Origin of the sequence: Stenotrophomonas sp. SY1, from assembly GCF_021202945.1 — a bacterium.
Taxonomy (GTDB): domain Bacteria; phylum Pseudomonadota; class Gammaproteobacteria; order Xanthomonadales; family Xanthomonadaceae; genus Stenotrophomonas.
In genome coordinates, this window is sequence record NZ_JAJOYR010000004.1 from 50,282 (window position 1) to 68,269 (window position 17,988).

Annotated in this window: 20 protein-coding genes and 3 tRNA genes; 10 read left to right on the plus strand and 13 right to left on the minus strand. The window is 64.8% G+C overall.

Features of this window, described 5'->3' with window-relative positions; all coding sequences use genetic code 11:
* Window positions 1–2 precede the first annotated feature (2 nt).
* From LR961_RS18740 to LR961_RS18780, 9 genes are all read right to left on the minus strand, one after another.
* Window positions 3–76 (minus strand) — tRNA-Arg (locus LR961_RS18740).
* A 49-nt stretch (window positions 77–125) separates the two neighbouring features.
* Window positions 126–202: transfer RNA gene (locus tag LR961_RS18745), tRNA-Arg, on the minus strand.
* A 62-nt stretch (window positions 203–264) separates the two neighbouring features.
* Window positions 265–1,107, minus strand: a complete 843-nt coding sequence (locus tag LR961_RS18750) for an alpha/beta fold hydrolase (RefSeq protein WP_232151495.1) — start codon at window positions 1,105–1,107, stop codon at window positions 265–267.
* Window positions 1,104–1,913 (minus strand): bifunctional hydroxymethylpyrimidine kinase/phosphomethylpyrimidine kinase, encoded by an 810-nt coding sequence (thiD, locus tag LR961_RS18755; protein WP_232151496.1) that lies wholly within the window; start codon window positions 1,911–1,913, stop codon window positions 1,104–1,106. The genes LR961_RS18750 and thiD overlap by 4 nt, the downstream gene beginning before the upstream one ends.
* A gap of 98 nt (window positions 1,914–2,011) precedes the next feature.
* The gene (locus tag LR961_RS18760; protein WP_232151497.1) at window positions 2,012–2,683 is read right to left on the minus strand and encodes a YoaK family protein; all 672 of its coding nucleotides are present in this window, start codon (window positions 2,681–2,683) and stop codon (window positions 2,012–2,014) included.
* A 14-nt stretch (window positions 2,684–2,697) separates the two neighbouring features.
* Complete coding sequence (locus LR961_RS18765) at window positions 2,698–3,177, minus strand: hypothetical protein (RefSeq protein WP_232151549.1); 480 nt, start codon at window positions 3,175–3,177, stop codon at window positions 2,698–2,700.
* A 17-nt stretch (window positions 3,178–3,194) separates the two neighbouring features.
* Window positions 3,195–4,595 (minus strand): PhoH family protein, encoded by a 1,401-nt coding sequence (locus tag LR961_RS18770; RefSeq protein ID WP_232151550.1) that lies wholly within the window; start codon window positions 4,593–4,595, stop codon window positions 3,195–3,197.
* Window positions 4,596–4,677: 82 nt separating this feature from the next.
* Window positions 4,678–5,157 carry a peroxiredoxin gene (locus LR961_RS18775; RefSeq protein ID WP_232151498.1) on the minus strand — a complete coding sequence of 160 codons (480 nt, stop codon included), beginning with the start codon at window positions 5,155–5,157 and terminating at the stop codon, window positions 4,678–4,680.
* 78 nt (window positions 5,158–5,235) lie between these two features.
* Entirely contained in the window at window positions 5,236–5,796 is a 561-nt protein-coding gene (locus LR961_RS18780; RefSeq protein WP_232151499.1) for a glycine cleavage system protein R, read from the minus strand.
* A gap of 161 nt (window positions 5,797–5,957) precedes the next feature.
* Between LR961_RS18780 and dapA the strand changes: the two genes are divergently transcribed.
* A complete protein-coding gene (gene dapA, locus LR961_RS18785; protein WP_232151500.1) occupies window positions 5,958–6,851 on the plus strand; it encodes a 4-hydroxy-tetrahydrodipicolinate synthase in 894 nt (297 codons plus the stop codon).
* Window positions 6,852–6,879: 28 nt separating this feature from the next.
* Window positions 6,880–7,383, plus strand: coding sequence for a hypothetical protein (locus LR961_RS18790; protein ID WP_232151501.1), 504 nt, complete (start codon window positions 6,880–6,882; stop codon window positions 7,381–7,383).
* 70 nt (window positions 7,384–7,453) lie between these two features.
* Here LR961_RS18790 and fdxA read toward each other — a convergent pair whose 3' ends face one another.
* Together fdxA and LR961_RS18800 are read right to left on the minus strand one after the other, a co-directional pair.
* Window positions 7,454–7,777 carry a ferredoxin FdxA gene (fdxA, locus tag LR961_RS18795; RefSeq protein WP_232151502.1) on the minus strand — a complete coding sequence of 108 codons (324 nt, stop codon included), beginning with the start codon at window positions 7,775–7,777 and terminating at the stop codon, window positions 7,454–7,456.
* A gap of 160 nt (window positions 7,778–7,937) precedes the next feature.
* Window positions 7,938–8,012: transfer RNA gene (locus LR961_RS18800), tRNA-Glu, on the minus strand.
* A gap of 41 nt (window positions 8,013–8,053) precedes the next feature.
* Between LR961_RS18800 and pcnB the strand changes: the two genes are divergently transcribed.
* The 6 genes from pcnB (at window position 8,054) to pgi (ending at window position 13,676) form a co-directional block, all read left to right on the plus strand.
* Window positions 8,054–9,427, plus strand: a complete 1,374-nt coding sequence (pcnB, locus tag LR961_RS18805) for a polynucleotide adenylyltransferase PcnB (RefSeq protein ID WP_232151503.1) — start codon at window positions 8,054–8,056, stop codon at window positions 9,425–9,427.
* Between the two features lie 6 nt (window positions 9,428–9,433).
* Window positions 9,434–9,922: a 2-amino-4-hydroxy-6-hydroxymethyldihydropteridine diphosphokinase gene (folK, locus tag LR961_RS18810; protein WP_232151504.1), complete on the plus strand. Its 489-nt coding sequence runs from the start codon at window positions 9,434–9,436 to the stop codon at window positions 9,920–9,922.
* A 31-nt stretch (window positions 9,923–9,953) separates the two neighbouring features.
* Window positions 9,954–10,769, plus strand: a complete 816-nt coding sequence (panB, locus tag LR961_RS18815; RefSeq protein WP_232151505.1) for a 3-methyl-2-oxobutanoate hydroxymethyltransferase — start codon at window positions 9,954–9,956, stop codon at window positions 10,767–10,769.
* Entirely contained in the window at window positions 10,766–11,608 is an 843-nt protein-coding gene (gene panC / locus LR961_RS18820) for a pantoate--beta-alanine ligase (RefSeq protein WP_232151506.1), read from the plus strand. Before panB ends, panC begins: the two co-directional genes overlap by 4 nt.
* Window positions 11,609–11,787: 179 nt before the next feature.
* The gene (panD, locus tag LR961_RS18825) at window positions 11,788–12,168 is read left to right on the plus strand and encodes an aspartate 1-decarboxylase (protein WP_232151507.1); all 381 of its coding nucleotides are present in this window, start codon (window positions 11,788–11,790) and stop codon (window positions 12,166–12,168) included.
* A complete protein-coding gene (gene pgi, locus LR961_RS18830) occupies window positions 12,165–13,676 on the plus strand; it encodes a glucose-6-phosphate isomerase (protein ID WP_232151508.1) in 1,512 nt (503 codons plus the stop codon). Before panD ends, pgi begins: the two co-directional genes overlap by 4 nt.
* A 333-nt stretch (window positions 13,677–14,009) precedes the next feature.
* Here the strand turns inward: pgi and LR961_RS18835 are convergent, their stop codons facing one another.
* Window positions 14,010–14,576 carry a response regulator transcription factor gene (locus LR961_RS18835; protein ID WP_232151509.1) on the minus strand — a complete coding sequence of 189 codons (567 nt, stop codon included), beginning with the start codon at window positions 14,574–14,576 and terminating at the stop codon, window positions 14,010–14,012.
* A complete protein-coding gene (locus tag LR961_RS18840; RefSeq protein WP_232151510.1) occupies window positions 14,573–15,799 on the minus strand; it encodes an ATP-binding protein in 1,227 nt (408 codons plus the stop codon). The genes LR961_RS18835 and LR961_RS18840 overlap by 4 nt, the downstream gene beginning before the upstream one ends.
* A gap of 84 nt (window positions 15,800–15,883) precedes the next feature.
* On the opposite strand from LR961_RS18840, the gene ispG reads away from it, so the two are divergent.
* Together ispG and LR961_RS18850 are read left to right on the plus strand one after the other, a co-directional pair.
* Complete coding sequence (gene ispG / locus LR961_RS18845; RefSeq protein ID WP_232151551.1) at window positions 15,884–17,149, plus strand: flavodoxin-dependent (E)-4-hydroxy-3-methylbut-2-enyl-diphosphate synthase; 1,266 nt, start codon at window positions 15,884–15,886, stop codon at window positions 17,147–17,149.
* Window positions 17,130–17,819 (plus strand): phosphatase PAP2 family protein, encoded by a 690-nt coding sequence (locus tag LR961_RS18850; RefSeq protein ID WP_232151511.1) that lies wholly within the window; start codon window positions 17,130–17,132, stop codon window positions 17,817–17,819. The genes ispG and LR961_RS18850 overlap by 20 nt, the downstream gene beginning before the upstream one ends.
* Window positions 17,820–17,988 lie beyond the last annotated feature (169 nt).

Consider the following 17,988-nt stretch of genomic DNA (forward strand, 5'->3'; position numbering starts at 1 on the left):
GGTGCGCCCGGAGAGATTCGAACTCCCGACCGCCTGGTTCGTAGCCAGGTACTCTATCCAACTGAGCTACGGGCGCGCATTTCATTTGTTTTGAAGCTTGCAGAATCAGATTCTGCTTTCTGACGTGGTGCGCCCGGAGAGATTCGAACTCCCGACCGCCTGGTTCGTAGCCAGGTACTCTATCCAACTGAGCTACGGGCGCGTCGTCAGGAGCGAGATTATGCGGATATGCTGCGTTTGCGTCAACGATTTTGTGAAAATTTCTTAATCATTGTGACGAAGCAGGGCTGCGACCACGGCTTGCGGCGATTTCATCCAGTGGAAGTGGTCCGACGCAGTCCCCAGTGCCTGCGCGGACAGTGTCTGAAGTGTGTGCGGTGCTGCGGGAATTTTCTGTAGCAGGCACTGCATCGAGCGCTCGGGGGCCAACCAGTCGCTGTCCAGCACAACGGCGGAGATGGGGGCGGTGACGCGGCGCATGCCGCCTTCCAGGTCCGCATGCATGCCTGCGGCGGCGTAATGATTGCTCAGGCCGACGCGGGCCCAGTCGCGGATCAGGCCGCGTGCCTCGGTACCACCAAAGCCCAGGCGACGGCCGGGCAGGGCGCCACGCTTGTCTGCCAGCCATGGCAGGAAGCGATACGCCAGCGGCAGCAGGAATCGGCGCGGTGCCGCGAAGCTGCGCCACCAGGGCGTGCCACTGGCCACCAGCCACAAGGCCTGTAGTTCTTTCTCGCGCTGGCCGGCGTAGCAGCAGGCCAGCTGGCCGCCGAGGCTGTGCCCGCCGAGCATCAGTGGCAGGCTGGGAAGGGTGTGCTGGATGGTGGCTTCGGCGGCGGGCAGGTCGAATTGCAGAAGCTGGCGGTAGCCCCAGTCGCTGTCACGTCCCGGACGCAGGTTGCTGCTGCCGTTGCCGCGCCATTCGTGCAGGAACACTGCGATGCCGTGCGCGGCGAGCGCTTCGGCGAAGGGTTGGTAGTTGCGCGCCGAGACTCCCAGCGCAGGCAGCCACAACAGGCTCGCTTTCGGCTGTTCGGGCAATTGGGCGAGCAACTGGAAGCGATGCCCGTCACCGCTGTCGATCGGCAGTTGGATCAGCTCGCTCATGCGCTGGGTGCTGCGCCGAAGTGATCGAGCACCATCACCTCGCTGCGGCCGGGCTGGTAGCCACTTTGCAGGCCGCGCGCGACGTAATCGATGGCGGCCTCGCAGGCGTTGGGCATGCTCAGTCCGCGACAGAGCTGCGCGGCAATGGCCGAGGCGAGCGTGCAGCCGGTCCCATGGGCATCCACCGGCAGGCGAACGTGGCTGAACTCTTCGCCGGTGACGCCATCGAAGTAACGGTCGATGACGCGGTTGCCTTCGAAAAGATGACCACCTTTGAGCAGGACTGCGCCCGCGCCCATGTCGAGCAGTGCGGCAGCTGCATCCTCGGCTTCGGCGGCGTTGCCAATGTGGCGGCCGAGCAGGAGTTCGGCTTCGGGGGTGTTCGGGGTAAGCAGAGTGGCCAGTGGCAGCAGCCGCTCGCGCATCGCGCGCAACGCGCTGTCTTCGAGCAGCTTGGCGCCACTGGTGGCCACCATGACCGGGTCCAGCACGATCTGTGCGGGACGGTGCTGTTCCAGTGCATCGGCGACCAGATGGATGACCTCGGCGTTGGCCAGCATGCCCAGCTTGACCGCATGGATGTCGAAGTCGTCGAAGCACGCATCAAGCTGTGCCTGCAGGAATGCCATCGGCGGGACATGCACGGCGGTGACGCCGCGGGTGTTCTGGGCGGTGAGCGCGGCGATGGCGGACAGCCCGTGGACGCGGTGTGCGGCGAAGGCCTTGAGGTCGGCCTGGATGCCGGCGCCGCCGCCGGAATCGGAACCGGCGATGGTAAGGGCGGAGACGGGAGTTGAAGGAGTCATGACGGGATTGTGCAGTGTTTGCAGGCGATGTGCCTTGGGATGAAGCAGGTGCCGGCGTCGGTGTAGCGACGGCTCCAAATGCATCGCAACGATGGGGATCAGCGGCCGCGCAGCAGCGCCCATTGCCGGTACAGCACGTAGCCCATGCCGGTCAGCCCGGTGAGCAGTGCGGGGGCGAGCAGGGCGTCGTACTGCCAGCGTGTGAACAACCAGGCGCCGATGATCCCGCCGGCCAGGAAGCCGCCGATGATCAGTCCGCTCAGCGTCAGCCGCCGCACCTGCAACGGCAGCCCACGCAGCAGGTGGCCCAGGCCGATGCCGAGGTCGGTGAACATGCCGGTCAGATGGGTGGTGCGCACCACGGCGCCACTGAAGGTGGTGGCCAGTGCGTTCTGCAGGCCGCAGGCCATTGCGGCCAACAGGGCGCCCCAGATCTGATGCTGCTTGAATAGCGGGATTGCCAACAGCAGCAGCATCGATTCCAGTGCCAGCGCGATGCCGTAACGACGGCCAAGTTGCAGGGCGCTGTTCTGGATGATCAAGCCGCTGAGCATGGCGCCCAGCGAGAAGGCGATGAGCAACCCCCACAGGTGGCCGATCATGCGCCAATCGCGTTGCATCAGCGCCATGCCGAGTTGACTGGTGGTGCCGGTGAGGTGGCTGACCGCCTGGTGTTCGAATCCGAGGAAACCGACCACGTTGACCATGCCGGCCACGCAGGACAGCGCGATCGCTCCGATCCAGACCCAGGTGGGCAGCCGCATCCCCATGCTGACGCTCCCGCTCAGGGCGTGGCTGGTGGGCCGTTGAACTGCACCTGGGAGAAGCTGCCGGCCTGCGGGTCGTAGACGGCACCCCAGAATTGCTTGCCACCGTCGCAGGCGCGAACGGCTTCGCGTGCCGGGTCGATGTCGCTGTGGTCCGGAAGCGGGAAGGCGTTGATGTAGATCAGCCGCTTGCCAGCGGATTCAAAGCCTACGTACTGACGATTGGACAGGCCCGGCTCGTTGACGGTGTCGGCCAACTGCGTGAGGCGGCTTTCCAGTGCGTCGATATCGCTGCGGCTGGGCGCCCAGTAGCCGGTCACGGTGCCGACGTGCCGGGCCGGGCTGTCGCGCGAACAGGTGTCCAGCACCTGCGCGGCGACTGCCGGCCGGGTAACCACCCATGATTGCCCGGCCTTGATGGCGGTCGGCACGCTGGCGCCGGGTTTGACGTTGGAAGGCGTGCAGGCGGCCAGCGCGAGGATCGCGCTGGCCGACAGCAGGACATGCAGGTGTTTCACAGAACCTCCGAGGCGTAATCGGCCAGGCGCGAGCGTTCGCCCCGGCGCAACGTGATGTGCGCACTGTGCGGCCAATTCTTGAAGCGGTCCACCGCGTAGGTCAGGCCGGAGGTGGTTTCGGTCAGGTACGGCGTGTCGATCTGCTCCACGTTGCCCAGGCAGACGATCTTGGTGCCGGGGCCGGCACGGGTGATCAGGGTCTTCATCTGCTTGGGCGTCAGGTTCTGCGCCTCGTCCAGGATCAGGTAGCGCGACAGGAAGGTGCGGCCGCGCATGAAGTTCATCGAGCGGATCTTGATGCGGCTGGCGAGCAGGTCGTTGGTGGCGGCACGGCCCCAGGCGCCGCCGTCCTGGTTGTGGGTGAGCACTTCCAGGTTGTCGGTCAACGCGCCCATCCACGGCGTCATCTTTTCTTCCTCCGTGCCGGGCAGGAAGCCGATGTCCTCGCCGACGCTGACCGTGGCGCGGGTCATGATGATCTCGCGGTAGCGTTGGCTGTCCATGGTCTGCGCCAGGCCGGCGGCCAAGGCCAGCAGGGTCTTGCCGGTGCCGGCGGTGCCGAGCAGGGTGACGAAGTCGATCTCCGGGTCCATGAGCGCGTTGAGTGCGAAGTTCTGCTCGCGGTTGCGCGCGGTGATGCCCCATACCGAGTGCGAGCTGTGGCGGAAGTCGTTGACCAGCGCCAGGGTGATGCGGCCGTCGCCTTCGACCTTGGCGACCTTCAGTTCGACCTCGTCCTCGCCCGGCAGGTAGACGTACTGGTTGGGGTGCCAATCCTCGTCATCGGTGGCGAGGATTTCGTAACTGGTGCGGCCCTTGTCACTCCAGCTGCGCAGGTTGTCGGAGTGCTTCTTCCAGAAGTCTTCCGGCAGCTGGGTAGCGCCGGTGTATAGCAGGCTGAAATCGTCCAGCGCGCGGTCGTTCTCGTAGTCCTCCGAATCAATGCCGGCGATGGCGGCCTTGATGCGCAGGTTGATGTCCTTGGAGATGAACACCACCGGTGTTTCCGGGTGCTGTTCCTTCAGGGCCAGGATCGCGCCAAGGATGGCGTTGTCCGGGATGACCTTGCCGAAGCTCTTGCCGGCTTCGAAGTGGCTGGTCTGGAAGTACAGCCGGCCCACGCTCTGCGCGCCACGCAGTTGCAGGCCCTTCGGGCGCTGCAATGGAACGCCATCGTTGACGGTGTTGATGCCGGAGGCTTCGATCAGCTCGTTGAGGAAGCGGCTCACCTGGCGGGCATTGCGGCTCGCTTCGGTGGTGCCCTTCTTGCCATTGTCCAGCTCCTCGATCACCTGCATCGGCAGGTAGACATCGTGTTCCTCGAATTTGAACAGCGCGGTCGGATCGTGCATCAGCACGTTGGTATCCAGTACGTAGATGCGCTTGCCTCGGGTCATCGTCGATTCCTGGTGGCGGGACAGGGTCACGCCATCGCGCCTGCGGGGCAGGGCGATGGCGTGGGTTGGGACGCGGAATGGGTCACGTGGTCTGGGCGGCCTTCAAGGCTTCAAGCACGGCATCGGCGTGGCCGGCGACTTTTACTTTGCGCCATTCCTGCACGAGCGTGCCAGTGGGCGAGATCAGGAAGGTGCTGCGTTCGATGCCGCGCACCTGCTTGCCGTACATGTTCTTCATCTTGATCACGTCGAACGCGCTGCACAGGGCTTCGTCGGCGTCGCTGATCAGGGGAAACTTGAAACCCTGCTTGCTGCAGAAGTTGTCGTGGGATTTGACCGAGTCACGCGAGATGCCGAACACCTGCGCGCCGGCGCGCTTGAACTTCGGCAGCAGGGCGTTGAAGTCCAGCCCCTCGGTGGTGCAGCCGGGGGTGCTGTCCTTCGGGTAGAAGTAGAGCACCAGCCAATGGCCGGCCTGCGCGGCGAGGGTGGTGGTGGCGCCGCCGGACAGGGCCAGCGGGAGGTCGAGAGTGGTGCGGTCCAGGGTGTCGCCGATGTTCATCAGATCCTTTCCGGAGCCTGGGGTAATTCGATTGCAATTACATGAAACGCCGCGCGCCTGTGACGGGCGCGCGAATGTTCAGAACTTCATGGGGTCCATGATCGCGTCCAGGTTGAGGTGGTCGCAGAATTCAAGGAAGTCGTCGCGCAGGGCGGCGATATGCATGTTCGAAGGTACGCCGATGGTGATCTGCGCCGAGAACATCTCCGCACCGGTCTGCATGGCCTGGTAGCGGGTGCTCTGCAGGTTCTCGATGGTGATGCCCTGGCGGTCGAAGAAGTCGGCCAGCTGGAACAGGATGCCCGGCTTGTCGGCGGCGATGACCTCGACGATGTAGGGCAGTAGGTTCGACTGCGCCTGCTTGGCGGCGGTGCGGTACCAGACCAGCTTCAGGCCTTCCTCGCGCTCCAGGCGGGTGAGCATGGCTTCCAGCTTGGCTACCGCGTCCCACGAGCCGGTGGCCAGCGTGGTGACCGAGACATCACGGCCCACGGTGGCAAGGCGGGCGTCGACCAGGTTGCAGCCGCTGTCGGCGATGCGACGGGTAACGGACAGCAGGGGGGACTCCGGATGCGTCGTATAGGCGTTGATCAGGAGGTGGTTTTCGGTCGGCAACGGCCGCGGTGTGGTGTCGGTCAAGGTGGTTCCGGGAATGCTTGAGAGTCTGAATGGCGCCGGAGACGGGCCGTTCGCTGGTGCCCAGCATACTTGCCCGTGCTTTCGACCGGCAAGTAACATGCCTTGCGTCACGAACCCGCCGGCTGGCGGGCTCTTTACCCCCACCAAGAGCAGCCATTCCATTGTCCATTTCCGGCCTCATCACCGCGTTGGCGACGCCTTTCAAGGCCGACGGCGCATTCGATCCTGAAGCGTGGCAACGCCTGTTGGCATTGCAGTTGAAGGCAGGCGTCCAGGGCGTCGTCGTGGCCGGTTCGACCGGCGAGGCGTCCACATTGTCCGATGATGAATATGACGGCCTGCTGCGCAGCGCGGTCGCCGCCATCGGCAACAAGGTGCCGGTCCTGGCCGGTACCGGCCTGTCGGGCACCGCCAAGACCATCGCGCTGACCCGCCGGGCGGCGGCCAATGGCGCCACCCATGCGCTGGTGGTCACACCGCCTTATGTGCGCCCGACCCAGGAAGGGCTGCGCCAGCATTATCTGGCGGTGGCCGAGCAGGGTGGTTTGCCGGTGGTGCTGTACAACGTGCCTGGCCGCACCGGCTGTGACCTGCTGCCGGAGACGGTGGCCGAGCTGGCCGTGCACCCGAACATCATCGGCATCAAGGAGGCGGTCAGCGATACGCCGCGCCTGAAGGCCCTGCTGGAGCTGCGCAGCGACAGCTTCGCCATTCTCAGCGGTGACGACGGCACCGCCGCCCGTTCCATGCTGGCCGGCGCCGATGGGCTGATCTCGGTGGGCTCCAATGTCCTGCCGGGCACCTACCGCACCCTGTGTGACCTGGCCCGGGCCGGCCAGCACGACGCGGCCCAGTCCTGGGATGACCGCTTGCAGCCGTACCACGATTTCTGTGGCGTGGAGTCCAACCCCATTCCGGTCAAGGCGCTGTTGCAGCGGCTGGGCATCGGCCATGGCTTGCGTCTGCCGCTGCTGTCGCTTTCCGCTGCCCACCATGCTGCCGCCGACCACCTGGCGGCCGACGTGGGCGCCCTGGAAGAACTATCCAGCCACTGATTCGTGGCCTGAACCTGGAGATCCACCCATGCGTCAAACCCCAACTCTCCGTGTGCTCACCCTGGCGATGCTTGCTGTCGCCACGGTGGCCAGCACTGGCTGCTTCAAGCGCGGTGCCCGCGGTGATTACGCCCTGGCGCCGGAAGCGCGTCCGCTGGAAGTGCCGCTGGATCTGAACCTGCCCAACACCTCCGGTGCGACGTCGATTCCGGCCCTGGCCTCGGCAACCCGCCCGGCCCCGGCAGCGGCCACGGCCAATTCGCAGAGCGGCTTCACCGTCAGCGGCAGCCGTGACGAAGTCTTCGGCAAGGTCGGCGATGCGCTGTCCACCATTGAAGGCGTGAATATCGCCAGCCGCGCGCAGCTGCTGGGTTCGTACGACATCGGTTACGAAGGCAGCAACTTCCTGGTCCGCGTGGTTGCGGTCGAGGCGGGCGCCTATGTGTCGGCGGTTGATCCGCGCGGCATGCCGGCGACCGATGCTGCGGCGGTGAAGCTGATCGCTGCGCTCAAGGGCAAGCTCGCCGGCTGAGGCGGGCGGCTTGGCCGGAAACGAGAACGGGCGCCAGCGGCGCCCGTTTTTTCATGTTCTGGTGCCGGGCTCAGCGTTCGAGCAGCTTGAGCTTGTCCGGCTTGCCGTCCCATTCGGCGGCATCGGCTGGCGGGTCCTTGCGCACGGTCAGCACCGGCCATTCCTTCGCCAGCTCGGCGTTGAGGGCGACAAACACTTCCTGGCCGGCGGGGACGTCGTCTTCCGGGTAAATGGCGTTGACCGGGCATTCCGGCTCGCACAGCGTGCAGTCGATGCACTCGTCCGGGTCGATCACCAGGAAATTGGGGCCTTCGTGGAAGCAATCCACCGGGCAGACTTCAACGCAGTCAGTGTGTTTGCACTTGATGCAGTTTTCGGTAACGACAAAAGGCATGACGGGGTCCGGCTTTGAGCCCAGCAATTCTAGTGCAGGATGCCGGGCGTGGGCGGAGGGATTCTCAATCCGGTGGCGGGCGGCCGAGGCGGGCTGGCCGGTCGAGCAGGGGCAACAAAAAGCCCCGCAGGGCGGGGCTTTCATGTTTCGCAGACGGGATTGGCGCTCCCTAGGGGACTCGAACCCCTGTTTTAGCCTTGAGAGGGCCACGTCCTAACCACTAGACGAAGGGAGCGTTTGGTCGCGTCTGGCGAGCGCGCTAGTATATGCATCTGGTTGCCACTCGGCAATCCCGCAACCCCAACTGGAATCGCCAACATCAATTCCACAGTTACAACGCCGTTCACCCTGCACGTCATCCCGCGTGACCAGCACACCATCTCGCGCAAGGACATCAGCCCCAATGCGCTGCGTGTGCTGTATCGCCTGCGCGAGGCTGGCTTTGGTGCCTACCTCGTCGGTGGTGCCGTGCGCGATCTGCTGGTGGGCGGGCGTCCCAAGGATTTCGACGTGGCCACCGATGCCACGCCCGAGCAGGTCAAACAACTCTTCCGCAATTGCCGGCTGATCGGCAGGCGTTTCCGCCTGGCGCATGTGGTGTTCGGCCGCGAGATCATCGAGGTGGCCACGTTCCGTGCCAACAGCGATGACGGCAGCGGTGACCGCGAGGTCGAGAACGGCATGCTGGTGCGCGACAACGTGTACGGCAGCATCGAGGACGATGCGGTACGCCGCGACTTCACCTGCAACGCCTTGTATTACGCCATCGAGGATTTCTCGGTGCGCGACTACACCGGCGGCTTCGAGGACGTGATGGCGCGCCGCATGCGCCTGATCGGCGATCCGGAGCAGCGCTACCGCGAAGACCCGGTGCGCATGCTGCGTGCGGTGCGCCTGGCGGCCAAGCTTGGGTTCGATATCGACCCGCCGACCGCCGAGCCGATTCCGCGCCTGGCGAACCTGCTCAGCGAAGCGGCTCCTGCGCGGCTGTTCGAGGAAGTGCTGAAGCTGTTCCTGTCCGGGCATGGCGAGGCCAGTTTCCTCGGGCTGGAGCGTTACGGCCTGCTGCCGGCGCTGTTCCCGGAAAGTGCGGCAGCGCTGAAGAGCAACCGCAGCGGCGCGCTGCGCAGCATGCTGATCGAAGGCCTGCGCAGCACCGATGCACGCGTGGCCAATGAAGAGCCGGTGTCGCCATCGTTCCTGTTTGCGTTGCTGCTGTGGCCAGCCTTCTGCCGCTCGTTGATCACGCTGCAGCGGCAGGGCCTGGCGCTGGAAGAGGCGCAGCGTCGTGCTGCCGACCGGGTGACATTGCACCAGTTGAGCACGATTGCCTTGCCGCGCCGCTTCTCGCTGCCGATGCAGGAGATCTGGCTGCTGCAGTCGCGTTTCAGCTCGCGCCAGCGCAAGCGGGTGTTCCGTACCTTGTCGCATCCGCGCTTCCGCGCTGCGTTCGATTTCCTGGTGCTGCGCCAGAGTGCTTCGGCTGAGCATGCCGAGGACATCGCGTTCTGGCGTGAGGCGCAGCTGCAGAACGGACAGGAGCTTGAGTCCTCACTGGACGCGCTGCAGGCCGATGAGCAGGAAGAGGACGGTGCACCGCGTCGTCGCCGTCGTCGTCGCCGTCGCACCGGCACCGCTTCCAGCGAGTAAGTGACGATGGTGGTTGCCTGTATCGGGCTCGGCGCCAACCTGGGTGACGCACAAGGCACCGTGCGTGCGGCCATCCAGGCGCTGGGCCAGTTGCCTGGAACGCGCCTGTTGGCGGCTTCGCGGCTGTACGGCACGCCGGCATGGGGAAACGAGGCGCAGCCGGATTTCGTCAATGCCGTGGCGGTGCTGGAGACCACGCTGGCAGCGCCGGCGTTGCTGGAACAGCTGCTGGCCACCGAGCGCGGATTCGGCCGCGTGCGTGATCCGGCCCTGCATTGGGGGCCGCGCATGCTGGATCTGGACCTGCTGCTGTACGGCACGCAGGTCATCGATCTGCCGCAGTTGAAAGTGCCGCATCCCTATCTTCACCAGCGTGCCTTTGCGTTGTTGCCGCTGGCCGAGGTGGCGCCGGAGGCGGTGATTCCAGGTCATGGAACAGTGCGTGATGTGCTGGTAGGCATCAAAACCTCCGATATCACCCCGTTAGGGGGATAATGATTGGCTCATCACCAATCGTTATCCCCACATGAGCACTCACGCAGATAGCAAGCCTTGGACGGTTCCGGCCCTTGCCGAAGCCAAGCGCAACGGCCAGAAGCTGGTGATGTTGACCGCCTATGACGCCGGCTTTGCCCGCAGCTTCGATGACAACGGCGTCGACCTGATCCTGATCGGCGATTCGCTGGGCATGGTCGTACAGGGTCACGATTCCACCTTGCCGGTCAGCGTGGCCGACATGGTCTACCACACCACGGCTGTGGCCCGGGTACTCAAGCGCGCGCTGCTGGTTGCCGACCTGCCGTTTGGTGCCGATGCGACGCCCGAACGTGCGCTGGATGCCTCGCTCAAGCTGCTGCAGGCCGGCGCGGAGATGGTCAAGATCGAAGGTGCCGGCTTCAAGCTGGACATCATCCGTTACCTGGTCGAACGCGAAATCCCGGTCTGCTCGCATCTGGGTCTGACCCCGCAGTCGGTGCTGCGTCTGGGCGGTTACCGGGTGCAGGGCCGTGGCGATGCTGCCCAGCAGTTGGTCAATGACGCCAAGGCAGTCGCCGAAGCGGGCGCCAGCCTGCTGGTGCTTGAGTGCGTGCCCACGCCGGTTGCCGGCAGTGTCACCGCCGCGATCGACATTCCCACCATCGGCATTGGCGCCGGTCACCAATGCGATGGCCAGGTGCTGGTGCTGCATGATTTCCTCGGCCTGGACAGCGGCCATCGCCGGCCCAAGTTCGTCAAGGATTTCCTTGCCGAAGGTGGCTCGGTCGCCGGTGCGGTTCGTGCCTACGCCGACGCGGTGCGCGCCGGTACTTTCCCCGACGCGGAGCATGCGTACGCATCATGATCGAGACCGTTACCGAGCTTGCGCGGCTGCGTGCCGTTGTTGCTGGATGGAAGCGCGAAGGGCTGCGCGTAGCGCTGGTGCCCACCATGGGCAACCTCCACGCAGGTCATTATTCGTTGGTGAAACTGGCCCGTCAGCACGCTGATCGGGTGGTTTCCAGCGTGTTCGTCAACCCGACCCAGTTTGGGCCGAACGAAGATTTCACCCGTTACCCGCGTACCCCGGAAGCGGACACCACCGGTCTGCAGAATGCCGGCTGTGACGTGCTTTGGCTGCCGACGGTCGAGTCCATGTACCCGTTTGGCGTTGAGCTGGCTGCCAACGTGCATGTTCCGGGTGTGAGCGCCTTGTTGGAAGGTGCGCACCGGCCGGGCCACTTCGATGGTGTCTGCACCGTGGTCAGCCGTCTGTTCAATCAGGTGCAGCCGGATGTGGCCGCGTTTGGACGCAAGGATTACCAGCAGTTGGCGGTGATCCGGCAGATGGTGGCCGACCTGGCATTCCCGATCGAGATCATCGGCGGCGAGATCGTGCGTGAAGAAGATGGGCTGGCGATGAGTTCGCGCAACCAGTACCTGACCGCTGATGTCCGGCCGCAGGCCACGGTCATCCGCAAAGTGCTGCTGGCCATGCGTGATGCCTACCTTTCGGGCACGGCGCAGGCCACGGTCGAGGCTGAAGGCGTCGCGCAGCTGCAGGCAGCGGGTTTTCTGGTGGACTACGCAGTGGTGCGTCTGCCGGACCTAGCTTCGCCAGGCACGGATCAGAACGGCCCGCGGGTTGCGCTGGTGGCTGCGAAGCTGGGCAATACCCGTCTGATCGATAACATCGAGTTCTGAATGGGGCTTGGAGGGACTTTTCCTGTCCTCCGCCGACATGCTGATTGACCACCGATGGCGCCCTTGTGGCGCCATCGGCGTGTCCGGGCAGGGGGTTCTGCGCAGGTCATGTTGCGGTGCGGGCAGGTGGCCGCGCCGGTGCTAGACTGCGCGCTTTCTCACGCAGTTTCGGCATTGCCATGCAACTTTCTCTGCTCAAGACCAAGATCCACCGCGCCACCGTCACCCATTCGGAGCTGAACTACGAAGGCTCCATCGCCATCGATGACAACCTGCTCCAGGCCACCGGCATCCGCGAGTTTGAACAGGTGCATATCTGGGATGTGACCAACGGCGCCCGTTTCTCCACCTATGCCCTGCGTGCCGAAGCCGGCAGCGGCATCATCTCGCTCAACGGCGGCGCCGCGCGCCACGTGCAGGTGGGCGACATCATCATCATTGCCGCCTTCGCCGGCATGAGCGAAGCCGAAGCCGACAGCTTCAAGCCGAAGCTGGTTTACGTTGACGGCAACAACCGCATCTCCCACACCAACGACAGCATCCCCACACAGGCCGCATGACCACGAACAACGGATTCGACGTATTGCACGCCCACGCCCAGCGTTTGCAGGGCACGGGTATTCCCTCGCTGATGGCCGCCGAGCCGGACCGGGTGAAACGCCTGGCGCTCAAGGTCGGTCCGTTGTATGTGAACTTCGCGCGGCAGAAATACGATGCCGCTGCGTTGCAGTCACTGCTTGATCTGGCCGCCGCGCGCGATGTCGCCGGCGGCTTCCAGCGTCTGTTCGCTGGACAGAAAATCAATGTCACCGAAGACCGCGCCGTGCTGCACAGCGCGCTGCGCGGTGATGTCAGCCAAGCCCCGGAAGCGGTGGCCGCGCACGCGCAGGCGTTGGCGGTGCAGCAGCGCATGGGTGCGCTGATCCAGCAATTGGAAGCCAGCAAGGTCACCGATATCGTCAGCGTTGGCATCGGTGGTTCGGACCTCGGCCCGCGCTTGGTGGCCGACGCTTTGCGTCCGGCAAGTGGGGCACGCTTCCGTGTGCATTTCGTCTCCAATGTCGACGGCGCGGCCATGCAGCGCACGCTGGCGACGCTGGACCCGGAAACCACTGCCGGCATCCTGATTTCCAAGACCTTCGGCACCCAGGAAACCCTGCTCAACGGCAGCATCCTGCGCGACTGGCTGGGCGGCAGTGAGCGTCTTTACGCGGTCAGTGCCAATCCGGAGCGCGCCGCCAAGGCATTCGATATCGCCGCCGAGCGCGTCCTGCCGATGTGGGACTGGGTGGGCGGCCGCTATTCGCTGTGGTCGGCGGTGGGCTTTCCGATCGCACTGGCAATCGGCTTCGAGCGCTTTGGCCGGTTGCTGGCCGGCGCATCGGAAATGGATGCCCATGCCGCCAGCGCACCGTTGGCGCAGAACCTGCCGGTGCTGCATGCACTGACCGACATCTGGAACCGCAACGTGCTCGGTTATGACACGCACGCGGTGATGACCTACGACCAGCGCCTGGCGCTGTTGCCGGCCTATCTGCAGCAACTGGTGATGGAAAGCCTGGGCAAGCGGGTGAAGCTCGATGGCAGCCCGGTCGATGTGGACACCGTGCCGGTGTGGTGGGGCGGGGCAGGCACCGACGTGCAGCACAGCTTCTTCCAGGCGTTGCACCAGGGTACGAGCATCGTGCCGGCCGATTTCATCGGCTGCGTGCAGGCCGACAATCCGTACACGGTCAATCACCAGGCGCTGCTGGCCAACCTGTTGGCACAGACCGAAGCGCTGGCCAATGGCCAGGACAGCGAGGACCCGCACCGTCAGTATCCGGGCGGGCGCCCGAGCACCTTGATCCTGCTCGATGCACTGACGCCGCAGGCGCTGGGTGCCCTGATCGCGATGTACGAGCACGCGGTGTACGTGCAGTCGCTGATCTGGGGCATCAATGCGTTCGACCAGTTTGGTGTCGAGCTGGGCAAGCAGTTGGCCAATCAGTTGCTGCCGGCGTTGCAGGGCGAAGCGGTGGAGATCGCCGACCCGATGACCAGGGAAGTATTGGCGCGCTTGCGCTGATTGCTGGCGATACGCTGAAACAACAACGCCGCGCAGAAATGCGCGGCGCTCTTGTTTTCGCCCCCTCCCTTTCGCGCAGCGAAGGGGAGGGCTGGGGAGGGGGCTTAAGAGCTACCCTCACCCCACCCCCTCTCGCGCGCGCGGGAGAGGGGCTCGGATCGTTTGATGGGTGCGGTGTCTCTCCCTTCTCCGGCTCGCGGGTGGAACAAGGGGCCTGTCCCCGCGAAGGCGGGGATGCCCGAAGAGCGGATGAGGGCGTTGTTGCTGTCGTAAATCGCTAGGGTCGAAGAGCGCTCCTCAACTCAATTCGCGCTCAGAAGGAGGCTTGCCAACTCACCGATTCGGATCCCGTTCCGGGCTTGGTCGCTTGGTGAGCTTGCGTTGCAACGAACGCCGGTGCATGCCCAGCAGGCGTGCGGCAGCAGACACATTGCCGCCGGTTTCGTGCAGCGCCTGCTGGATGTGCTCCCATTGCAGGCGGCTGATCGGCGTCATCGCATCCGGCGGTTCGATTTCTTCCGGTTCTTCACCGGCCTCGTCTTCTTCGCCCAATGCGCGCAGGATCATCTGCACCGTGGCCGGCTTGGGTAGGTAGTCGTCCGCACCGAGCTTGATCGCTTCCACCGCAGTGGCGATCGACGCATAACCGGTGACCAGCAGGATGCGCATGTCCTGGCGCAGCTCGCGTAGCGGCTGGATCAGGCCCAGCCCTGATTCACTGCCCAGCTTCAGGTCGATCAGCGCGAACGCAGGCGGCGCCTGCGTGGCCAGTTGCAGGGCGCCAGCGATGTCGGTGGCGGTGACTGCCTCGATGCCACGGCGGGCGAGCGTGCGCTGCAGGGTGCGCAGGTACAGCGGATCGTCATCGACCAGCAGGCCGTGGGTAGCGGGAGCACTCATGCATTTACCTCGGGGTTGTCCAACGGCAGGCGAAAGCCGACGCGCGCTCCCTGGCCTTCGGCCGGACGCATCCACAATTCGCCATGCAGGCGTTCAATGGTGGCATGGGACAGCGCCAGGCCGACACCCATGCTTTCAGTCTTGCTGCTGTTGAACAACGAGCCGGGCAGGGCCGCATCGTTGGCATTGAAGCCCGGGCCGTAGTCGCGGACTTCGCCATACAACTGCCCGTCCTGTACGCGGATATCCAGATCGATCTGCGGCCGACCGCTGAACTCGCCGGCATCGGCTGCGTTGTTGAGCAGCACCTGCAGCAGGTGCCCGACGCCGGGGTCCAGGGTCATCTGCAAGGGCGCGTTGGCATTGCGTCGCAATTGGATGGTTGGTCGCACCAGCCGCCATTGCTCCAGCACGCTGCCGATCGAAACCGGTGCGCGGCTGCGTGCGCCCTCTGCCGGCGCAGCAAGGGCCAGCACCCGTTCGCGGCACTGGACCAGCAACTCGCGCAGGGTCTCCAGGTCATCGCGCATTTCCGGGTTGTCGGCGCATTGTTCGGCGATGTCGTCGGTGATCAGGGTCATCGTCGCCAGCGGCGTATTGAGCTCGTGCGCCACCGACGCGGCATGGGTGGCCAGGGCGACGATGCCCTCGTTGCGCACGAAGCGTTCGCGCAGCAGCGCCAACTGGTTCTCGCGCTCGCGCAGGGCGGCAGCCAGGCGGGTGGAAAACACCAGCACCACCACGCTGGACAGCAGGAAGTTGGCCGCCGCTCCCCACAGGTGCAGGCTCATCGAATCGAAATAACCGCCCTCCAGTGGCAGGCCGAACACCGCGCTGAGCGCGTAGCCGGCCACGCAGGCGGCAGCCACCGCGTGGGTCCAGCGCAGCGGCAGGGCCAGCGCGGCCAGTGCGATCAGGATCAGGAACAGCGAGCCGAACGGGTTGGCGATGCCGCCGCTCCAGCCGACCATCCAGGTCAGCACGGTCACATCGACCAGGATGTGGCCGAACGCGGTCACCGGCGCCGGGTTGCTGTCGTGCACGCGCAACTGCACGTACAGGTTGAACAGCGCCAGTACCAGCACGCCGGCCCATAGCGGGACCAGCGGCAGTTCCAGCCCCAGCAGCGCGCTGGCGAGCAGGATGGTGGTTGCCTGGCCGGCGGTGGCCAGCCAGCGCAGGCTGCACAGGGTGCGCAGGAAAGAGGTGTCGGGGGCATTCATGGCGCCATCGTAAGTTGTCAGGCCGGCTGACACACAATGGAAGGTTCATCCCGGTCGGGTGATCGGCGCGGTAAAATGCCGACCATGCACGACGCCGTTACCCGACCCACTCCGCCCTCCGACGCCACCGCGTGGCCCCGCCGCATCACCCAGTCCGTCGAAATCGGCGGTGTGAAGGTGGGTGGTGGTCATCCCGTGGTCGTCCAGTCGATGACCAACACCGATACCGCCGACGTGGCGGCCAGCGTCAAACAGGTCGCCGACCTCTGGCGTGCCGGCTCGGAGATGGTGCGGCTGACCGTCAACAATCCCGAATCGGCGGCGGCAATTCCGCGCATCGTCGAGAAGCTGCGGATGATGGGCATCGAGGTGCCGCTGATCGGCGACTTCCACTACAACGGCCATCAGCTGCTGACCCAGGAGCCGGCCTGTGCCGAGGCGCTGGCCAAGTACCGCATCAACCCGGGCAATGTCGGCTTCGGCAAGAAGAAGGACACCCAGTTCGCGCAGCTGATCGAGTTCGCCATCAAGTACAACAAGCCCGTGCGCATCGGCGCCAACTGGGGTTCGTTGGACCAGGCGCTCGCCGCCAAGCTGATGGACGAGAACAGCCAGCGCGCCCAGCCTTGGGACGCCGGCCGTGTGCTGCGCGAGGCGTTGATCCGTTCGGCGCTGGACTCTGCGGAAACCGCTGTCGAGCTGGGCCTGCCGCGCGACCGCATCGTGCTTTCGGCCAAGGTCAGCGGCGTGCAGGAACTGATCGCGGTCTACCGCGACCTGGCCAGCCGTTCCGATTTTGCATTGCATCTGGGCCTGACCGAAGCCGGTATCGGCAGCAAGGGCATCGTCGCCTCATCGGCGGCGCTGGCGGTGCTGATGCAGGAAGGCATCGGCGACACCATCCGCATCTCGCTGACGCCGGAGCCGGGCCAGTCGCGCACGCAGGAAGTCATCGTTGCCCAGGAGCTGCTGCAGACCACCGGGCAGCGTGCGTTCACGCCGATGGTCACCGCCTGTCCGGGATGTGGCCGCACCACCTCCGAGTTCTTCCAGGAACTGGCCAAGGTGGTGCAGAACCACGTGCGCGAGAAGATGCCGGTCTGGCGCGTCAGCCACCCGGGGGCGGAGAACATGACGCTTGCGGTGATGGGCTGCATCGTCAACGGCCCTGGCGAATCGCGCCACGCCAATATCGGCATTTCGCTGCCGGGTACCGGGGAAACGCCGGCGGCGCCGGTGTTCATCGATGGCGAGAAGAAAGTGACCCTGCGCGGCGAGAACATTGCCCAGGAGTTCGTCACCCTGATCGACGATTACGTCGAAACCAAGTATGCGCGAAGCTCCGGCTGATTCCCGGAGCGAGGCCGCAGGCCTGCGTCGATGGCTGGCCCACAATGCGTGGCGGCTGCTGTTGTTGTTCGTCGGCGTGCTGTTGCCGTTGGCGGGCTTCGTCACGCTGGCCGATGAAATCCACGAAGCCGAAGCTTTCCACTTCGACGATGCGTTGTTGTGGCAGATGCATGCCTTGGCTTCACCGGGGCTGGATCGCTTCTTCGTGCTGTTTTCCAAGCTGGGCTACGAATGGGGCGTGATCCCGTTCGACGTGCTGGTCGTAGCAGCGTTGTTGTTTGCGCGGCGCTGGCGCAAGGCGACATTCGCCGCCGTCGCCTTTGTCGGCTCGGCCTTGTTGAACCTTGGTAGCAAGCAGATATTCCAGCGCGAACGTCCCGGTCTGTGGGAATCCATCGCGCCGGAAAGCACTTTCAGCTTCCCCAGTGGTCATGCGATGGGTTCGATGACACTTGCCGTGACCGTGGTGATGCTGGCCTGGAACACCCGCTGGCGCTGGCCGGTACTGCTGTTTGCGTCCGCGTTCGCGTTGCTGGTGGGTGTATCGCGCGTCTATCTCGGCGTGCATTATCCATCCGATATCCTTGGCGGATGGTGCGCGGCTTTGGTCTGGGTGATTGGTGTTTACATCGTGATGTTCCGTCGTCGTTGGTCGTTGCCTTCAACGTAATTCGCTGCGCTTGCATGGATGCAATTCGGATAGGAAAAGTCCTAATTGCATGAAGGAAATGAGCTGATGGCTGGGTTTCGTTCGTTGTCACATAGTGGTCCGGCAACTGCAGAACGGGGATTCTGCGTTGTGCCGACATCAGGGGATGGCCAACGCGTTGCATTCCGGC